This window comes from Pandoraea sp. NPDC090278 (assembly GCF_044772185.1).
Lineage (GTDB): Bacteria > Pseudomonadota > Gammaproteobacteria > Burkholderiales > Burkholderiaceae > Pandoraea.
This window is the reverse complement of sequence record NZ_JBIVYJ010000004.1, coordinates 316,461-333,210: the sequence shown is the minus strand read 5'-3', so window position 1 is coordinate 333,210 and position 16,750 is coordinate 316,461. Positions and strand designations below refer to the sequence as shown.

The following is a 16,750-nucleotide window of genomic DNA, read 5'->3' as shown; positions in this document are numbered from 1 at the left end:
TCTTCGACATCATGAAAGCCATCAACCGCATTATCGATACCGCGCGCCGCGCCCCGATGCGCATCGTGCTGTGCGAGTCGGACGACGCGCGCGTGCTCGAAGCCGCTGCACGCGCCACGCGTGAGGGCATTGCACGCATCGTGCTCGTCGGCGACATCGCCCGAACGCAACGCGCTGCCAGCGAGGCACGCATCGATCTCGCCGGGATGGAACTGATCGATCCGGCGACGTCGGACATGACCGAAGCCTTCTCGCACATCTGGTACGGCATCCGCTCGAAGAAAGGCATGACGCGCGAGCAGGCGCTTGAGGAAATGCGTACGCCGCTGGGCTTCGCCAACATGATGGTGCGCCTCGGTCACGCGGACGGCTCCGTCGCGGGTGCGGTGAACACCACGGCCGACGTGGTCCGCATGGCGATTCAGATCATCGGTGTGCAACCGTCGTTCAAACTCGTGTCGAGCTTCTTCCTGATGATGCTCTGCGAGCCGTTCCACACGATGAAGGGCGGGCTGATCTTCTCGGACTGTGCGCTAGTCGTCGATCCCGATGCAGAACAACTGGCGCAGATCGCACTTGCTGCGGCCGATAGCGCCGCGGCGTTGCTCATGGAACCGCCGCGTGTCGCCATGCTGTCGTTCTCGACCAGCGGCAGCGCCAAGCATGCGGCTGTCGACAAGGTGGTGGAAGCGACACGTCTCGTCAAGGAAGCCCGGCCGCAACTGGCCATCGACGGCGACGTTCAGCTCGACGCCGCCATCGTCTCCGAGATCGCCCAACGCAAAGTCGTGCACTCACAGATCGAAGGGCACGCCAACACGCTGATTTTCCCGAGTCTTGATGCTGGCAACATCGGCTACAAGCTGGCGGAACGCATCGGCGGTGCGAAGGCCATCGGTCCGCTGTTGCAGGGGCTGAACCGTCCGGCGAACGACTTGTCGCGCGGGTGCAGCGCCGACGACATCTACTACGTGATCGGTGTGACCTGCGTGCAAGCGCAAGCCGCTCGGGCCAAGCTGACAGGAGTGTCACCGCTCGCCGCCCGGATATGACGTGGCATGTGATGCTCGCCGGGCTGCTGGCCCATCTGCCGTTGATGTTGTTGTTGGGCTTCGCCACCTACTTCCAGACGGTGACGGGGTTCGGGCTGGGGATGATCGTGCTGGGTGGGGCCAGTGGCTTCGGACTGGCGCCCGTAGCCGACGTCGCCATCCTCGTGAGTCTGGTGACGCTCGTGAACAGCGCGCTCGCATTACCCGGCACGTTGCATCTCATCGACTGGCGGGCCGTGCGGGCGGCCACACTCGGCATCATCCCGTCGGTCGTGGTCGGTGTGCTGCTGTTCGACTATCTGAATGGCACGGCCTCCAACGTGCTGCATCTGCTGCTGGGCGCGGTCGTGCTGTATGGCGGCATCGGCTCAGCCTTGCGCCCCGCGCCGAAGACCGAGCGCTCCGGTGATACGGGCTTCTTTCTGAGCGGCATCTTCGGCGGCTTGCTGAGCGGGATGTTCGGTATCTCCGGGCCGCCGCTGATTTTCTACTTCTATCGTCAGCCGCTCACACTGGTCCAGATTCGCTGCGCGTTGATTTTGCTGTTCGCCGTCACCGCAACGATCCGCACTACGTATAGCGCCTTCGCCGGGCAGTTGCCCGCGTCGATGTGGTGGCAAGCGGCGTTCGCGGTTCCCGTGGTCACATTCGCTACGCTGTTCGCACGACGCCATCCCCCACCGCTCTCTGGCGTCACCACACGCCGTCTCGCATTCATGACGCTGATCCTGCTCGGCGTGCATCTGATGGTGAGCGCAGTGATGGAGATGGTCTGACGCCGGTGGCGTCCGGCGTTGGGGGAGGCCGCGTCAGTCGCCTGATCGACGTCCGCCGCTGCCGATCCAGTCGACCAGCTTCGCCAGCATCGTCATGTCGGGTGGCGACGTGAGATCGAGCGCAAGCGAATTCCGGTAATACGGGCTGAGATCGAGGCCGACGCCAAGGCCCAACACTTCGACATCGCCACGCGCCTGCTGCTGCGCCACGACTTCCCGAAGGTGATGGTCGAGGTAGTACTCGTCGTTGACCTGATTGGTGGCGGCGTCCATCGGACTGCCGTCGGAAATCACGATCAGCAGGCGTCGGTTGACGCTGCGCGAACGCAGACGCTCGCATGCCCATTCGACCGCCTCGCCGTCCACGCCCTCGCGGAACAGGTCTGCCTTGTAAAGCGATGCGATGTCGGTCCGCGCACGTCGCCAACTGGTAACAGCGTCCTTGAAGATGAGATGCGAGACCTCGTTGAGACGGCCAGGAAAACGCGGTTTGCCACGAGCGAGCCAGTCGGTACGAGCGCGTCCACCGTTCCACGCACCCGTGGTAAAGCCCAGAATTTCGTTGGTGACGCCCGCCGCGTCGAGCGCGCGGGAGAGAACGTCCACAATCATCGCAACCGCGTCGATCTGTGCCTTCATCGAGCCGGAGCAATCGATGAGAAAACTCACCATCGATTCGGCAATCAGCGTGTGCTTCTCCAGCCGGAACAGACGCCGCTCGGCAGGCGAACTGACGAGTTGCGCGAGCCGTCGTCCGTCGATGCGGCCCTGCTCTTCGCCGAACGACCAGCCGTCGCGCTGCGGCACGGCGAGCGCCGCCTTGAGCGCACGCGCCAACCTCGGCACGTTGATCGCCTGAGCGACGATCCGCTCGTCGAGTCGCTCGCGGAACTCGGTCAGCAACGCACGGCGTACGAGCGTGCCCGCGTACAGTTCGCGATCGTAGCGATTCGTGAACACGCGATAGCCTTGCTCGGACGCCGTCAGCACGCGGCTGTCGCCCGAATGCGCGAGCGTGATGCCTTCGTCTTCCTGCTCGTCAAAGTCGAGAAACAGCGAGAACGCGTTGCGCACGCCTTTCTCGTCTTCCTCGTCCTTCGCGTCTTCGTCCTCGTGCTCACCGCCCGCCGCACGGATAAGGCCCGCGATATCGGCGGCCAATTCCAGCGCGTGAGCCGCGAACGCCGCCTGATCGGTGCGCGTTCGACGCATGCCCGCGAGCGCGCCGCCAATGCGCGGGGCGATGGCCATGCGCGTGGCTTCGATGAGTCCTTCCGTCTCCTCGATGACCGGATAGCCGGTCAGTCGCGACCAGCTCATCTGCGCCACCGTGTACAGCAACAACCCCACGTGACTGTCGGCAACGCCCGTGGCGTGCATCGCGCGCGACCACGCTTCGAAGCGCTCGCGCAGATTGCTGGCGATGCCGGGCATACCGGCGGGAATGAACGTCTCGCACCGCAGTTGCTCCAGCAGTTCGAAGAGCAGCCGCTCCAACGGCGCATCCGGTTGCAGACGTCGATGCAGTACCGCGTCGCTGTGACGCAGCCGAAGCGCCGCACCGTCCGCTGCACCGCGCAGCGTTGTCAAAGGGTCGGCGGGCGGTGGCAGCGTTTGCAGATGGGGCGCATGCAACGGCAACGGCCGCATATTCCGGCACAGGCGCGCTCCGCTGTAATGCAGCGCGGCGTCGCCGGTCAGCGCGCGCACGGTGGCGGCGCACAACGCCTCGCCGCGTGCGGCGCGTCGGGCAGCCTCGCGCTCCGAGATCGTCATGATGCATCGGCCAGCAGCGAGCGGCCGCCGTCGGCCGACGGCAATTCGCGGCCGAACGCGCGCTGATAGTACTCGGCCACCACGGCGCGCTCCGCTTCGTCGCACTTGTTCAGGAACGTGAGACGGAACGCGAGACCGGCATCGCGGAAGATGCCCACGTTCTCCGCCCAGTTGATGACCGTGCGCGGCGACATGAGCGTGGACAGATCGCCCGTTGCAAAACCCTTTCGCGTGAGTTCCGCCACGCTGACCATCGATTCGATCAGCGCGCGGCCAGCGTCGTTATCCAGCTCCGGTACACGCGCGAGCACGATACCCGCTTCGTCTTCACGCGAGAGATAGTTGAGCGTCGCGACCACATTCCAGCGGTCGATCTGCGCGTGATTCAGCACCTGCGTGCCGTGATAGAGACCGTTGAGATTGCCCAGACCGACGGTGTTGGTCGTCGCGAACATGCGAAAGCCGGGATGCGGATGGATCACGCGGTTCTGGTCGAGCAGCGTGAACTTGCCGTCGCGCTCCAGAATGCGCTGAATGACGAACATGACGTCGGGACGTCCCGCGTCGTACTCGTCGAAGATCAGCGCGACGGGGCGTTGCAACGCCCACGGCACAATGCCTTCCTGAAACTCGGTGATCTGGTGACCGTCTCGCACGACGATGGCGTCCTTGCCGACCAGATCGAGGCGGCTGATGTGACCGTCGAGGTTCACACGCACGCATGGCCAGTTCAGCCGTGCCGCCACCTGTTCGATGTGCGTGGACTTACCCGTGCCGTGCATACCCTGCACCATCACGCGACGGTTGTTCGTGAAGCCCGCCAGAATCGCCAGCGTGACGTCCGGATTGAAGCGGTACGCCGTGTCGATCTCGGGCACGTGATCGTCGCGCTCGCTGAACGCCGGTACCTGAAGGTCGGTATCGATGCCGAATACGGTGCGGGCATCGACCATGCGATCCGGCTGTTGGGTTGCGATCTCCATCACGACGTCTCCAAAGGGCTAGGCAATACAAATGCAATACGCCCCATCGAGATGCGGGGCAGTTTCAGCGCATCATAGCGTTAACCATTTTTAGATACAATTCGTTCCGAATAATTAAAACACTGATTGACGGAGTCCCGTGGCGTCGACTAGATTCGAATGAACTGAAACCGAACCTTATGTATCTGGACCCCGCCAATGCCGGTCGATAACCTGTTTGGGTACAATACCGCTGATCCATTTTCCGGAACGGCGCATATGAACGACGTAGCGATTGCCCACGACCCCCCGTCAGACAACAAGGCGGACACCCCGACCCTGCGGGCGTTCGCACTGCTGGAGTACCTCGTGGCGGCCGACGCGCCTGTCTCGCTCGCCGACATGGCGCACGATATCCAGATGCCCAAGGCGTCGCTGCATCGCATGCTCGGCTCGCTCGAAGCTGGCGGTCTGGTGATTCGCGAACCGGGTCAGAAGAACGCGTATGTGATCGGCCCGCGCCTGGCGCAGTTGAGCCTCGGGGTGATGATGCAAGCGGGCGCGCGACGTATGCGTCACGCGATTCTCGGCCGTCTCGTGGCCGATCTCGGCGAGACGTGCAACCTCACGATGCTGCATGAGACCGAGGTGCTGTACCTCGACCGCATGGAAGCGCCGTGGCCGCTGCGCCTCGATCTCAAGCCCGGTTCGCACGTGCCCGCACACAGCAGCGCGAGCGGTAAGCTGCTGCTGGCGATGATGCCCCGCGAACAACGCGCCGCGCTGCTGCGCGCCATGAAGCTACAACGCTTCACGCCCAACACGCTCACCGATCCCGAACTGCTCGAAAGCGAACTCGACCGCATTGCGCACAAGGGCATTGCCGTCGATAACGAGGAATTCGTGCTGGGGATCGCCTGCGTGGCGGCGCCCGTCCTCAAGGAAGACGGCGGATGTATCGCCGCAGTGGCCGTGCACGCACCGGTGTCGCGCACGTCGCTCTCGAAGGCGATGGAGTTCGTGCCGCGCCTGCAGGAAGCGGCCAAGGAACTGGCAAAGACGTTCTGACGCGTCAGCTTTCGGACCTTTCCGTCGTCTGGACGGTCTTCCCGTCCTCCGCGTCCGCCCGCTTCGCCAGCGCTTCCAGCTTGCTTGCCCGCTGCCAGTCGAGCAGCGGCGCGAGCGCCGTCGCTGTCTCTCGCAGCGTTGGCACCAATCCCATCAGTTGTTCCAGCGTGACGCGTGCCGTCGGTCCATGCACGGCGAGCACCGCACGCACGTGTCCGTCCTCCGGCGCACGCACCGGCACGCCTACGGCGACCATACCGCGCACGAACTCTTCGTTGTCGATACCGATGCCGCGCGCCGCCAGCCGGTCGAGCTCCGCTTCAAGCAGGCTCGCGTCGGTAATCGTGCGTGGCGTCATGCGTTTGAGCGACAGTCGCGAAATCACTGCGCGACGCTCCGCCACCGGCATTTGCGACAGGAACAGTTTGCCGCTCGCGGTGCAATGCAGCGGCACGCGCATGCCGGGATGCATCTGCATGCGCAACGGCTCGTTCGTTTCCACGCGTTCGATGTAGAGCACCTCGTCGCCGTCGAGCGCCGTGAGGTTGACGGTCTCGCCGACGCGGTCGACAAGCGCACGCAGCAGCGAGCGCGCCGCGCGCGTGAAATTGTTGTTCGCCAATGTGACGAGGGCGAGCCTCGCTGCCCGCGGGCCTAGCGACAGCCCGCGCTCCGAGCCGCGCGAGTCCGGCACATGCGAGACGTAGCCGCAGACCTCCAGCGCCTCGATGAGACGCATGAGCGTGGCCTTCGGAATCGACAAGCGCGTGGCGAGCTGCGACAACGTGTAGGGTTGCCCCGCCATAGCGAGCCGTTCGATGACGGCCAGCGCGCGCAGATTTCTCGCTTCGTCGCTCGCGCGCAACTCGGCGTCGTCGAGCACGCCCACGTCCCGTGCCCCCTCACGTACGCCCTCACGCGCCCCTTGCGTTCCGTGCATTCCGCCTCCTGCTTTCATCGCTTCGAATCGTCTCCCGGACTCTGACGATTGACGTCGTCCGAAATTCTCCACGATCAATAAAAGAAACAAAATATACCAATTATTTGACGGCGATCAGCCTCGGGATTACCCGTGAGGGGCGCTCGACGTCACGGAATCGGTGTCCGTCTCACCCGCCGCACTGCGCGCGTCTCGACTCAGTGAAACCCCGCAGATGCGCTGCAACAATCGCCTCGTTCTGAGACGCGAAGCGCGAAATCCGTTTCAGTTTCCGTCTCCCGGCTTTTTTTCGCTTGGCATTCGTCCATCGCTCGCCGACATTGGATCGAAACAAACCGAAACGAATCGTTTCATCCCCCCGGGAGAAACGTCGTGAATTGCTCAGCAGGAGACAGGCGGTATGGAACACGAGGTGGACTATCTGATCGTCGGTGCGGGCTCAGCCGGATGCGTGCTCGCCAATCGTCTGAGCGCAGATCCCGCGAACCGGGTGCTGTTGCTCGAAGCCGGCGGGCCCGATAGCAATCCCTGGATTCACGTGCCGGTCGGCTACTTCAAGACCATGCACAACCCAGAGCTGGACTGGTGCTATCGCACCGAAGCAGATGCCAACGTGGCGGACCGTCAGATCGACTGGCCGCGCGGCAAGGTGCTCGGCGGCTCCAGCTCGCTCAACGGTCTGCTGTATGTGCGCGGCCAGCGTGAGGACTACAACCATTGGGCAGATCTCGGCAACCGCGGCTGGGGTTACGCGGACGTGCTGCCCTACTTCCGCAAGTCGGAAGATCAGGAACATGGTGCTAGCGAGTATCACGGCGTTGGTGGCCCGCTGAAAGTCTCGGACCTGCGACTGCGTCGTCCCATCGCGGAGCACTTCATCGCCGCCGCGAAGGACACCGGCATCCCCTTCAACGAGGACTACAACGGTGCAACGCAGGAAGGCGTCGGCTATTTTCAGCAGACTGCCTTCAAGGGCTTTCGCTGGAGCACGGCCAAGGGCTTTCTCAAACCGGTACGCGAGCGTCGCAACCTGATCGTGGAGACGCGTGCACAGACCTGCCGCGTGTTGTTCGACGGCAAGCGCGCAGTGGGCGTCGAGTACTTGCAGGACGGCCAGCGCAAGAAGGCGCGTGCCAGAGTGGAAGTCATTCTCGCCGCTGGGGCCATCGGTTCGCCGCAGTTGTTGCAGAACTCCGGCATCGGGCCGACGACGGTGCTTGCGAAGGCCGGTGTCGCGCTGCGTCATGTGTTACCAGGCGTCGGCCAGAACCTCCAAGATCACCTGCAAGTGCGGCTCGTCTTCAAGACCCGCGAGCGCACGCTCAACGACGAGGTGAACAACCCGCTGCGCAAGGCGCTCATCGGCCTGCAATACGCATTGTTCCGCACCGGTCCGCTCACGCTGGCGGCCAGTCAGGTGACGATCTTCACGCGCTCACGGCCCGACGTCACGCGTCCCGACATTCAGTTCCACATGCAACCGTTGTCGGCGGACAAGCCTGGGCAGGGCGCACATCGCTTCTCCGCCTTCACGTCGTCCGTCTGCCAGTTGCGTCCGTTCAGTCGAGGCAGCGTCGAGATCCGTTCCAACGATCCGCTGCAATACCCGACGATTCACGCGAACTATCTGTCCGACGAACGCGACCATCGTGTGGTGATCGACGGCATCAAGGTGGCGCGTCGCATCGCGGCCGCCCCGTCGCTCGCGCCGCACATCATCAGCGAATTCATCCCAGGTGCGCAGTACCAGAGCGACGACGAGTTGCTTCAGGCCGCGCGCCAGTTCAGCCAATCGATCTATCACCCGGCGGGCACTTGCAAGATGGGCGACGACAGCATGGCCGTCGTCGACGATCGTCTGCGCGTGCACGGACTCGCGGGGCTACGCGTCGTAGACGCGTCGATCATGCCCGAGCTGGTGTCGGGCAACACGAATGCACCGACCATCATGATTGCCGAAAAGGCGGCCGACATGATTCTCGAAGACCGGAAGCGCGCGTCGGGCATGCAGGAAGACATCCGCAGTCGCGAGGAGGCATCGGCGGAAGTCGCCCTGACGGTTTAGTCAGTCGCGTAAGTCTCATCAGTCACGTTAGCCCCTAACCAATACAAGATTCGGAGACAACCATGAATGCATCGACCAGGACCGACGCGCGGCAGATGCGCCGTGTCGTCGTCGCCAGCCTCATCGGCGCCACCATCGAGTGGTACGACTTCTTTCTGTACGGCGTCGTCGCCGGTATCGTGTTCAACAAGCTGTATTTCCCCGGCAGCGACCCGCTCATCTCGACGATGCTCGCTTACGGCACGTTCGCGGTGGGCTTCCTGAGCCGTCCGCTCGGAGGCGTGATCTTCGGTCACTTCGGCGACAAGCTCGGACGCAAGAGCATGCTCGTGATGACGCTCACCATCATGGGTATCGCCACCATGCTGATCGGGCTGGTGCCCACCTATGCGCAGATCGGGCTGTGGGCGCCGATTCTGCTGCTGTTGCTGCGCGTGCTGCAAGGCATCGGCCTCGGCGGTGAATGGGGCGGCGCAGTGCTCATGGCGTTCGAATACGCGCCGAAGGAAAAGCGCGGCTATTACGCGAGCATTCCGCAGGTCGGTCTTGCGCTTGGCCTGTGTCTCGCATCGGGTGTGGTGGCCGTGCTGTCGTACACGCTGACGAACGCGCAGTTCCTCGCGTGGGGCTGGCGTGTCGCGTTCTTCCTGTCAGTCGGGCTCGTCGCCATCGGCATGTACATTCGCCTGAACGTGATGGAAACGCCGGAGTTCGCGAAGATCAAGAAAGCCGGTGCCGAGATCAAGATTCCCATCAAAGACGTACTCACGAAGAGCCCGGGCAACGTGCTGGCCGGGATGGGCGCGCGCTTCATCGACGGCGTGTTCTTCAACATCTTCGGCGTGTTCTCGATCTCTTACCTGACGCAGACGCTCAAGCTCTCGCAGACCGAAGCACTGACAGGCGTGATGGCGGCCGCGTTCGTGATGATCTTCACCATCCCGTTCTTCGGCAAGCTCTCCGACCGCATCGGGCGCACGCGCATCTACTTCTGGGGGTCGCTCGCGACCGGCCTGTCGTCGTTCGGCGGGTTCTGGCTGATGAAGGCGAGCGGCGGCAACGTGATGCTCGTGTGGCTGTCCATCGTCATTCCGCTGGGCGTGATCTACGCGTCGGTCTACGGTCCCGAAGCTGCACTCTTCTCCGAACTGTTCGACGCCAAGGTTCGCTACACCGGCATCTCGTTCGTCTATCAGTTCTCGGGTATCTTCGCGAGCGGCCTGAGCCCGATCATCGCCACCTACCTGTTGCAGAAGAACGGGGGCGAGCCGTGGATGATCTGCATCTACGTGCTCGTGGCGGGGCTCATCAGTGCACTGTCGGCCGCGTGGATCGGCAGTCGCAAGCGACGTCAGCAAGTCTGGCACGGCGCTGGGGTAACGGAGCACTGATGGCTATCTGACGTATGACGTCGCTTCGGGGAAGGCGGCGTTGAAGGCAGACGTGAAAGGCGTGTCCTGCATCGGGACACGCCTTTGTTTTTTGGTTTGACGGTGCACGCGTCACCGTGATCAGTTCGCCTAAGTGTCTTCATCGTGCGATGATGAACGCTCGTGCAAGCCTTTGCCCCCAATTCTCTGGCCCGCGAGCCCCGCGAAATCGAATGCAACGCGATCCGTCGCTAGATACGTCCATTGCCGAAGACGAGCCCGATCGTCCCGGCCCGCTGTCCGAAGCCTCGCTGCTGGGTGCGCCATCGACGCCGCCCGGCCCTGCCCCGGCGGACGCCGTCCCCCTGCCCATCAGCGTCTATCCAGCGCTCATGGGCATTCTGCTGGGCTACGGCGTGCTGGTCGTGGGCAACGGGCTGTTCGTCACTGCCGTACCTTTCCATGCCCTGAAGTTCGGCGCGTCGACGTTCACCATCGGGGTGATCCAGTCGTGCTATTACGCGGGCTTCCTGCTCGGTGCGTTCTACAACCGGTCGCTGATCGAGCGCATCGGACAGCATCGCGCGTTCGTGGCGTTCACCGCGCTGGCCGCCCTCTTCGTGATGGGCTTTGCCGTCTCCGAGTCGATGTTGTTGCTGTGTCTGCTACGCGTGGGCACCGGCCTTGCTCTGATGGGCATGTACACCACGGTGGAAAGCTGGCTCAACGGGTCGGTACCGAACACCATGCGAGGACGCGTGTTCGGCTCGTACCTCACGATCAACTACCTCGCGGTGAGCAGCGGCCAGTTCCTGCTCAATATCGGCGAGGCGGGCAGCGAGGGGCAGTTGCTGCTTGTCGCCGGATTGTTCGTCGCCGCCATATTGCCGATCACGCTCATGCAGGGCTGGCCCACGCGCGTGGCCGACGAGCGTCTCGTCAAACAACCGGCGATGAGTCTGTTCGACAGCGTCACGGAAATGGCGCGCGCAACGCCAATTGCCATTCCGGGCTGCATTCTCGCCGGGTTCCTGTACAGCGCGTTCTACGCAATGATGCCGGTCTATCTCACCCGCATCGGCTTCTCCATCGGCAGTCTGTCGACGCTGATGGGCGTGGCGCTGTTCGGCGCGCTGCTCATGCAATGGCCGGTGGGACGTTTGTCCGACCGCATGGACCGACGCACGGTGTCGCGGCGTCTGGCGCTGGCGTCGGTCGTGTTCTGCGCGCCGCTCATCTTCATTCAGGCGCACTGGCTGGTCTTCCTGCTGATGTTCCTGTTCTCGGCCGTGAACTTCACGCAGTACGGGCTGATCGTCTCGCATGTGAACGACCGCACCGAGCCGGAGCGGCGTATCGGCGTGAGCGCCACACTGCTCATCCTCTTCTCCGTCGGCGGCCTGCTCGGGCCGATGATCGCCTCGCTGGCCGTGACGCTGCTCGGCCCCGGCGGCCTGCACGTCTTCAACGCGGTCTGTGCATTGGCGCTCGCACGCGTGGCCCGGCGGGCGCAGGTGCTGGCACCGTAGCTCAGCTACGCAGCCCAAGGGAAGACGATGCCGCGAGTGCGAGTGCCGCCATCCCCAGCATCCATGCCCCACTTTGGGGCGTTGACGGCACTCTCTGGTGCGTCGCGTCACAAGACACACGAAAAACGCCCTGAAAATCGGGGACAATAGCGCGCGCCTTTGAGCACGCTTCTTGCTCTCCTATTCTGTACTTAGCTAGCCCCCACGCCTGTAACGACCATGACCATCGATCTCGACGCCCCCGGACTCCTGCCGCCCCGAATGACGGCGGCCGACGACGGTCGGCGCATCGTCATATACGGCGATTTCACGATCTCCAGCGTCTTCCAGCCGGTGTTCTCGGTCTCGCACCGGCGCGCCATCGGCTATCACGCCTCGCTGCGCGCACACGACGCGCAGGGCCGCCACGTGCCGTCGCACGAAGTCTTCACGATGGCCGCGCGTCATGGCGACATGCTGGAGTTGGGGCGGCTCGCCGAGTCGCTGCACCTGGGCAACTTCCACGAATTCGACAGCCGCGATGCGTGGCTCTTTCTGAATCTGCACCCCGCCGCACTGATGGACACCGTCTATGGCGACGCGCTGATCGCCACGCTCAAAGCGACCGGTCTGTCGCCCCAACGCGTGGTGCTTGAGGTACCGGAACAGGCAGGCGGCGACACGCCGCGCTTCGGCGCAATCGTCGGCAGTCTGCGCAAGGCGGGTTTCCTGATTGCGCTGGGCGGCTTCGGCGCAAAGCACTCGAACATCGACCGTGTGTGGGATCTGCGCCCGGATATCGTGGTGCTGGATCGCGGCATTCTCGCGCAAGCCACCGAGCAATCGCACCTCGCACGCGTGCTGCCCGGTCTCGTGTCGTTGCTACATGAATCGGGACAGTTGGTGATGATGGGCGGCCTTACGACGGATCGCGAGGCGCTGATCGCGCTGGAGTGCAACGTCGATTTCGTGCAAGGCCAGTATTTCGCCGCACCGGATTTCGACCCCGTGCCACCGAAAGTCGCTGCCGAGCGCATGGACGCGCTGTCGTCTGCTTTGCGCACCCAGATCGTCGAGCGCGAGCGGGCACAGCATGCGCGACTCGCGCCGTATGTCGCCGGGATCGAATCGGCGGCCGCGCGCATCGCTCAGGGACAGGACATTCGTCAGGCGACGCACGACCTGCTCGCCCTGCCCGACGCCGCACGCTGCTTCTTGCTCGACGCGGTCGGCCGCCAGATCGGCGACAACGTCCTGCCGCACAGCCATTCGTCGCAACGCGCCAAACGTTTTCGTCCGCTGCTGCATTCGGAGGGAGCGAACTGGGCACGGCGTCCGTACTTCATCGAGGCCATGCGCGCGCCCGGCGAAGTGCATTTCACGCCGCCCTATCTCTCGATCAACGAAGCGCACTTGTGCGTGACGGCCTCTATCGCGTCACCTGCGAAGCAGGGATTGCATGTGCTTTGCGTCGACATCAACTGGTAAACCGCAAACCGCTACAACGCTTTCGGCTTGCGTGAACGCTGTGCGACCCGCTCCGCTTTGACGATGTCTTCGATGCAGCGCACGAAGTATTCCGCCGGGGCGGTAAGAATCGCACTGTCGCGAAACAGCAGGAACAGATTGCGTGCGGGTGGCTGTTCGAGCACGTCGAGGGTCTTCAGTTCTTCGGCAGCGCCTTCGGTGCGCAAAGCCAGGTGGGTCCATGACGTCACGACGTTGCTGTTGACCGCCAGACTGTAGAAGAGTGTTTGCGAGGCACATCGCGTGATGCGGCGCGGCGGCGCAAGCCCCTGACGCGCGAACAGCTCGGTCAGGAACGCCTGAAATTCGCTGGATGGTCCCGTATGCAGCCATTCGCCGTTCTGCAAATCCGCCAGCGAGGTCGCATTCGCCAGTTGCCCACGTCGAGCGACGGCAAACCACATAGGAAACGTCGCCAGATGGACCGCGCGCACCGTGCCGAACTCGCGTCCGTCCACACCTGAGCCCAGCGCAAAATCGATCGCGCCGCTCTTGAGTTGCTCCACCAGTTGCGGCGCGCTGAACTCCGAGAATTCCAATGCGACGTCGGGCATCGTCTGCCGAAAGCGGTTGTACGCCTTGGGCAGCACAGTAATCGCCGAGAGCGGCGTCACGCCAATCGACACACGCCCCTGACGCGTGTCGCGCAACCGCATCATCTCCGCTTCTGTACGCGCCATTTCGTTGACGATCAGCTCGGCACGCTGGCGCAGCGCCCGCCCTTCCTCCGTCAGCGACACCCCCGACGAGCTTCTCAGAATCAGCATCAGGCCGATGTCTGTCTCAAGGTCGCGCAAGGCGCGGGTGACGGCGGGCTGCGTCACGTGCAGGGTGCGCGCTGCTTCGTGAATGCTCCCGGTGTCGGCGACGGCCAGTAACGCGCGCAATTGATGCAGTTTCATTGCAGCAAACTAAGGGTTATGACGGACAAATAAAGGTTATCAGGATAAGAATTTATGCGTATCGGGATTATTACGGCTTGATTAAGATCGGCCCGAATCGTTGCATGCGCGCGGACGTCCTTCCCTCTTATCGCCGCGCGCAAAGACAGAACGACACCCCCTTCGCATGGAGACATCCTGTATGACGCACGACGCCGCCCCGCCCCTGTCTGGCGCTCTCGCCACGCCTGCCGGTTCTGCCCGACCCGCTGCCAGTCAGGCAAGTCCCGCAGAGACCGTCGCTGCGCGTCGCGCGCGACGCCGGACGATTGTCGCCACCTCCGTCGGCAACGGGCTGGAGATGTTCGACTTCACCGTCTTCAGCTTCTTCGCCGCGATCATCGGCAAGAACTTCTTCCCCGTCGATTCGGGTGCCGGTCCGTTGCTGCTGGCGATGGCGACATTCGGCGTGGGCTTCGTCATGCGTCCGCTCGGCGGGATTCTGATCGGCAACTATGCGGACCGTGCGGGACGTCGTGCCGCTCTCACGCTCACCATCGCGCTGATGATGGTCGGCACCGCGCTGATTGCACTCACGCCGGGATACGCCACGCTTGGCATCGCTGCCCCCGTGCTGATCGTCGTGGGACGCCTGCTGCAAGGATTGTCCGCCGGTGGCGAAATCGGCGCGGCCACGACCTTCCTGATGGAATCCGGGCCGATGTCGCGCCGTGGTTTCATGGTGAGCTGGCAGATGATCAGTCAGGGTGCAGCGGCCCTGTGCGGCGCGCTGTGCGGGGCACTGCTGTCTGCGACGCTCACCCCCACCGCACTGGAAAGCTGGGGCTGGCGCATTCCGTTCCTGCTGGGCTTGCTCGTCGGTCCTGTGGGCATGTACATCCGACGCCATCTCGACGAAACGTTCGAAGCGCCCGAGCGCGAGCAAAGCGCGCTGGCCGAAATCATGCAGCGCTATTTCGGTCGCGTCGTACTCGGCACGCTGATGCTCGTGGGCGGCACGACCATGCTCTACATCATCGTCTTCTTCATGCCCGCTTACGGCGTGCGCACGCTGCATCTGCCGGTCGCAACGTCGTTCCTCGCGGGCTGCGCATCGGGCGGCATCATCATGGTGTCGTCGCTGATTTCGGGCCTGTGGATCACCGACCGTCTCTCGCGCCGCAAGCCGATCGTCATCGTGACGTCGCTCGCCACGCTGCTGTGTGTCTATCCCGCGTTCAAATGGCTGACGACGGCCCCGTCGGTGCCGCTGATGATCGGCATCGTGACCGTGGTGATGGGCATCGCGACGCTGGGCACCGGTTCGTATTTTCTGCTGATCATGGAAGCGTTTCCGAAACGGGTGCGCGCCACGGCGCTGGCCATGATCTACAGCTTCGGCGTGACGATCTTCGGCGGCTTTGCCCAGTTCAACGTCACGTGGCTGCTGCATCGCACGGGCGACGCCATGTCCCCGGCCTGGTACCTCCTCGCCTGCGGCATCGTCAGCCAGTTCGCACTCTGGTCGTTCCCTGAGCGCCCCGCCGATGCTGCGCCGAAATCCTGAACGCACCTCGTTCCCCGTGACGACGACCCGCTAGCCGAACCGTCTCGCTCACGGCGCTTCTCGCAAACGACAGACAGACACAGGTCGCCACTTCGGTGAGCGGCCGGGGCTAACGCGCGCCCGCGATTCACGCATGCCCATTGCCCACTGCCCGCCATACCAAAAAAAGAACATCCGGAGACACATGAAATCACGCACTTCCCTCGCGCTGGCCGTCGCACTGACCACCCTGACGGCCGCCAGCACCGCCAGTGCTGCCGTTCAGATCTACGGTGCCGTCGACAGCTTTCTCATGTACTCGCGCAACAGCGGGCAGCAGAACCTGCAACTGCTCTCGGGCGGTGCCTCGACATCACGCTGGGGGTTCACCGGCACGGAAGATCTCGGCGGCGGCACACGTGCGTCGTTCCGCCTGGAGAGCGGCTTCGACCTCATGAGCGGACGCGCACAAAGCAGCACGTCGTTTTACAACCGTGAGGCCAACGTATCGCTGTCGTCTGCACGCTGGGGGAAGATCAAGCTCGGCAAGCAGTACCCGGCCATCGGCCCGGAAGGCATCGATCCCTTCTACTCCGTCGGGCAACTCTCGCCCTATGCCACCAGCGCACTCGTCGTTTCCGATCTCGGTCCCGGTGCGGCGGCGATTCAGGCGCGCGTGGACAACGCCGTGAGCTATGAAACGCCGGACAGCGCCGGACTCAGCGCCACGGTGCTGTACGCCACACGCAACGTGGCGGGTTCGAGTCCGAACGCCAGCAACATCGGCACGGTCGTGAACTACGGACGCGGCCCACTCATGTTGTCCGGCTCGTACAACGCGGTGTGGTCGGGGACGAGCACCGTGCCCGGCGGCGCACCTGACGGCCCGCGCACCGACGCCTACATGCTCAGCGCGACGTATCAGTTCGGCGAAACGATGGGCTCGCTCAGCTACGTGCTGAACCGTCCGAACGGCCCGGGCACCTTCAACGCGCAGGTGTATTCGCTCGGGCTGGTCTGGCAGCGCGGTCCACACGTGATTCGTGCGGGCGCTGTCTACCGCAACGTCTCCGGCAAGTTCGATCACGCCTTCGGGGCGCTGCTCGGCTACGACTATCAGTTCTCGAAACTCACCGGCGTGTACGCACGCGTGGGTGGTTTCCGCAATTACGGCCAATCGGCCATTTCGTTTGGCGCCGATCCGCTCAGCGCGCCCGGCATCAATCCGGTCGTGTTCGCACTCGGCTTTCGTCAGAAGTTCTGACGTCGCCATCGCCCC

At 63.7% G+C, this 16,750-nt stretch carries 13 protein-coding genes; 9 read left to right on the top strand and 4 right to left on the bottom strand.

The window, feature by feature from the left end:
• Window positions 1-11: 11 nt before the first annotated feature.
• Window positions 12-1,052, top strand: a complete 1,041-nt coding sequence (pta, locus tag ACIQWO_RS16580) for a phosphate acetyltransferase (protein WP_402826136.1) — start codon at window positions 12-14, stop codon at window positions 1,050-1,052.
• Complete coding sequence (locus tag ACIQWO_RS16575; protein ID WP_402826133.1) at window positions 1,049-1,828, top strand: TSUP family transporter; 780 nt, start codon at window positions 1,049-1,051, stop codon at window positions 1,826-1,828. The genes pta and ACIQWO_RS16575 overlap by 4 nt, the downstream gene beginning before the upstream one ends.
• Before the next feature lie 33 nt (window positions 1,829-1,861).
• On the opposite strand, the gene ACIQWO_RS16570 is transcribed toward ACIQWO_RS16575, so the two are convergent.
• Complete coding sequence (locus ACIQWO_RS16570) at window positions 1,862-3,604, bottom strand: cobalt chelatase (protein WP_402826130.1); 1,743 nt, start codon at window positions 3,602-3,604, stop codon at window positions 1,862-1,864.
• Window positions 3,601-4,587: an AAA family ATPase gene (locus tag ACIQWO_RS16565; RefSeq protein WP_402826127.1), complete on the bottom strand. Its 987-nt coding sequence runs from the start codon at window positions 4,585-4,587 to the stop codon at window positions 3,601-3,603. The genes ACIQWO_RS16570 and ACIQWO_RS16565 overlap by 4 nt, the downstream gene beginning before the upstream one ends.
• A 258-nt stretch (window positions 4,588-4,845) precedes the next feature.
• Between ACIQWO_RS16565 and ACIQWO_RS16560 the strand changes: the two genes are divergently transcribed.
• On the top strand, window positions 4,846-5,634 hold the full coding sequence (locus tag ACIQWO_RS16560; protein ID WP_402826124.1) for an IclR family transcriptional regulator: 789 nt from the start codon (window positions 4,846-4,848) through the stop codon (window positions 5,632-5,634).
• A gap of 4 nt (window positions 5,635-5,638) precedes the next feature.
• Here the strand turns inward: ACIQWO_RS16560 and ACIQWO_RS16555 are convergent, their stop codons facing one another.
• A complete protein-coding gene (locus tag ACIQWO_RS16555; RefSeq protein WP_402826121.1) occupies window positions 5,639-6,574 on the bottom strand; it encodes an IclR family transcriptional regulator in 936 nt (311 codons plus the stop codon).
• Window positions 6,575-6,974: 400 nt separating this feature from the next.
• Here ACIQWO_RS16555 and ACIQWO_RS16550 point away from each other — a divergent pair, with 400 nt between their 5' ends.
• From ACIQWO_RS16550 to ACIQWO_RS16535, 4 genes are all read left to right on the top strand, one after another.
• Window positions 6,975-8,639, top strand: a complete 1,665-nt coding sequence (locus ACIQWO_RS16550; protein ID WP_402826118.1) for a GMC family oxidoreductase — start codon at window positions 6,975-6,977, stop codon at window positions 8,637-8,639.
• 62 nt (window positions 8,640-8,701) lie between these two features.
• Window positions 8,702-10,030 carry an MFS transporter gene (locus ACIQWO_RS16545; RefSeq protein ID WP_402826115.1) on the top strand — a complete coding sequence of 443 codons (1,329 nt, stop codon included), beginning with the start codon at window positions 8,702-8,704 and terminating at the stop codon, window positions 10,028-10,030.
• 212 nt (window positions 10,031-10,242) lie between these two features.
• Window positions 10,243-11,538 carry an MFS transporter gene (locus ACIQWO_RS16540; protein WP_402826112.1) on the top strand — a complete coding sequence of 432 codons (1,296 nt, stop codon included), beginning with the start codon at window positions 10,243-10,245 and terminating at the stop codon, window positions 11,536-11,538.
• 219 nt (window positions 11,539-11,757) lie between these two features.
• Window positions 11,758-13,005, top strand: a complete 1,248-nt coding sequence (locus ACIQWO_RS16535) for an EAL domain-containing protein (RefSeq protein ID WP_233327912.1) — start codon at window positions 11,758-11,760, stop codon at window positions 13,003-13,005.
• 11 nt (window positions 13,006-13,016) lie between these two features.
• On the opposite strand, the gene ACIQWO_RS16530 is transcribed toward ACIQWO_RS16535, so the two are convergent.
• On the bottom strand, window positions 13,017-13,946 hold the full coding sequence (locus ACIQWO_RS16530; protein ID WP_402826109.1) for a LysR family transcriptional regulator: 930 nt from the start codon (window positions 13,944-13,946) through the stop codon (window positions 13,017-13,019).
• 181 nt (window positions 13,947-14,127) lie between these two features.
• Between ACIQWO_RS16530 and ACIQWO_RS16525 the strand changes: the two genes are divergently transcribed.
• Complete coding sequence (locus ACIQWO_RS16525) at window positions 14,128-15,492, top strand: MFS transporter (RefSeq protein ID WP_402826106.1); 1,365 nt, start codon at window positions 14,128-14,130, stop codon at window positions 15,490-15,492.
• A 184-nt stretch (window positions 15,493-15,676) separates the two neighbouring features.
• The gene (locus tag ACIQWO_RS16520; RefSeq protein WP_402826103.1) at window positions 15,677-16,735 is read left to right on the top strand and encodes a porin; all 1,059 of its coding nucleotides are present in this window, start codon (window positions 15,677-15,679) and stop codon (window positions 16,733-16,735) included.
• The last annotated feature ends 15 nt before the right edge of the window (window positions 16,736-16,750 follow it).

Bases quoted from the DNA above. Each gene is read 5' to 3' on its own strand.
- ACIQWO_RS16560 (WP_402826124.1), top strand. From the start codon at position 4,846: ATGAACGACGTAGCGATTGCCCACGACCCCCCGTCAGACAACAAGGCG.
- ACIQWO_RS16545 (WP_402826115.1), top strand. From the start codon at position 8,702: ATGAATGCATCGACCAGGACCGACGCGCGGCAGATGCGCCGTGTCGTC.
- ACIQWO_RS16520 (WP_402826103.1), top strand. From the start codon at position 15,677: ATGAAATCACGCACTTCCCTCGCGCTGGCCGTCGCACTGACCACCCTG.
- ACIQWO_RS16535 (WP_233327912.1), top strand. From the start codon at position 11,758: ATGACCATCGATCTCGACGCCCCCGGACTCCTGCCGCCCCGAATGACG.
- ACIQWO_RS16525 (WP_402826106.1), top strand. From the start codon at position 14,128: ATGACGCACGACGCCGCCCCGCCCCTGTCTGGCGCTCTCGCCACGCCT.
- ACIQWO_RS16540 (WP_402826112.1), top strand. From the start codon at position 10,243: ATGCAACGCGATCCGTCGCTAGATACGTCCATTGCCGAAGACGAGCCC.
- ACIQWO_RS16570 (WP_402826130.1), bottom strand. From the start codon at position 3,604: ATGACGATCTCGGAGCGCGAGGCTGCCCGACGCGCCGCACGCGGCGAG.
- ACIQWO_RS16565 (WP_402826127.1), bottom strand. From the start codon at position 4,587: ATGGAGATCGCAACCCAACAGCCGGATCGCATGGTCGATGCCCGCACC.
- ACIQWO_RS16555 (WP_402826121.1), bottom strand. From the start codon at position 6,574: ATGCACGGAACGCAAGGGGCGCGTGAGGGCGTACGTGAGGGGGCACGG.
- ACIQWO_RS16575 (WP_402826133.1), top strand. From the start codon at position 1,049: ATGACGTGGCATGTGATGCTCGCCGGGCTGCTGGCCCATCTGCCGTTG.
- pta (WP_402826136.1), top strand. From the start codon at position 12: ATGAAAGCCATCAACCGCATTATCGATACCGCGCGCCGCGCCCCGATG.
- ACIQWO_RS16530 (WP_402826109.1), bottom strand. From the start codon at position 13,946: ATGAAACTGCATCAATTGCGCGCGTTACTGGCCGTCGCCGACACCGGG.
- ACIQWO_RS16550 (WP_402826118.1), top strand. From the start codon at position 6,975: ATGGAACACGAGGTGGACTATCTGATCGTCGGTGCGGGCTCAGCCGGA.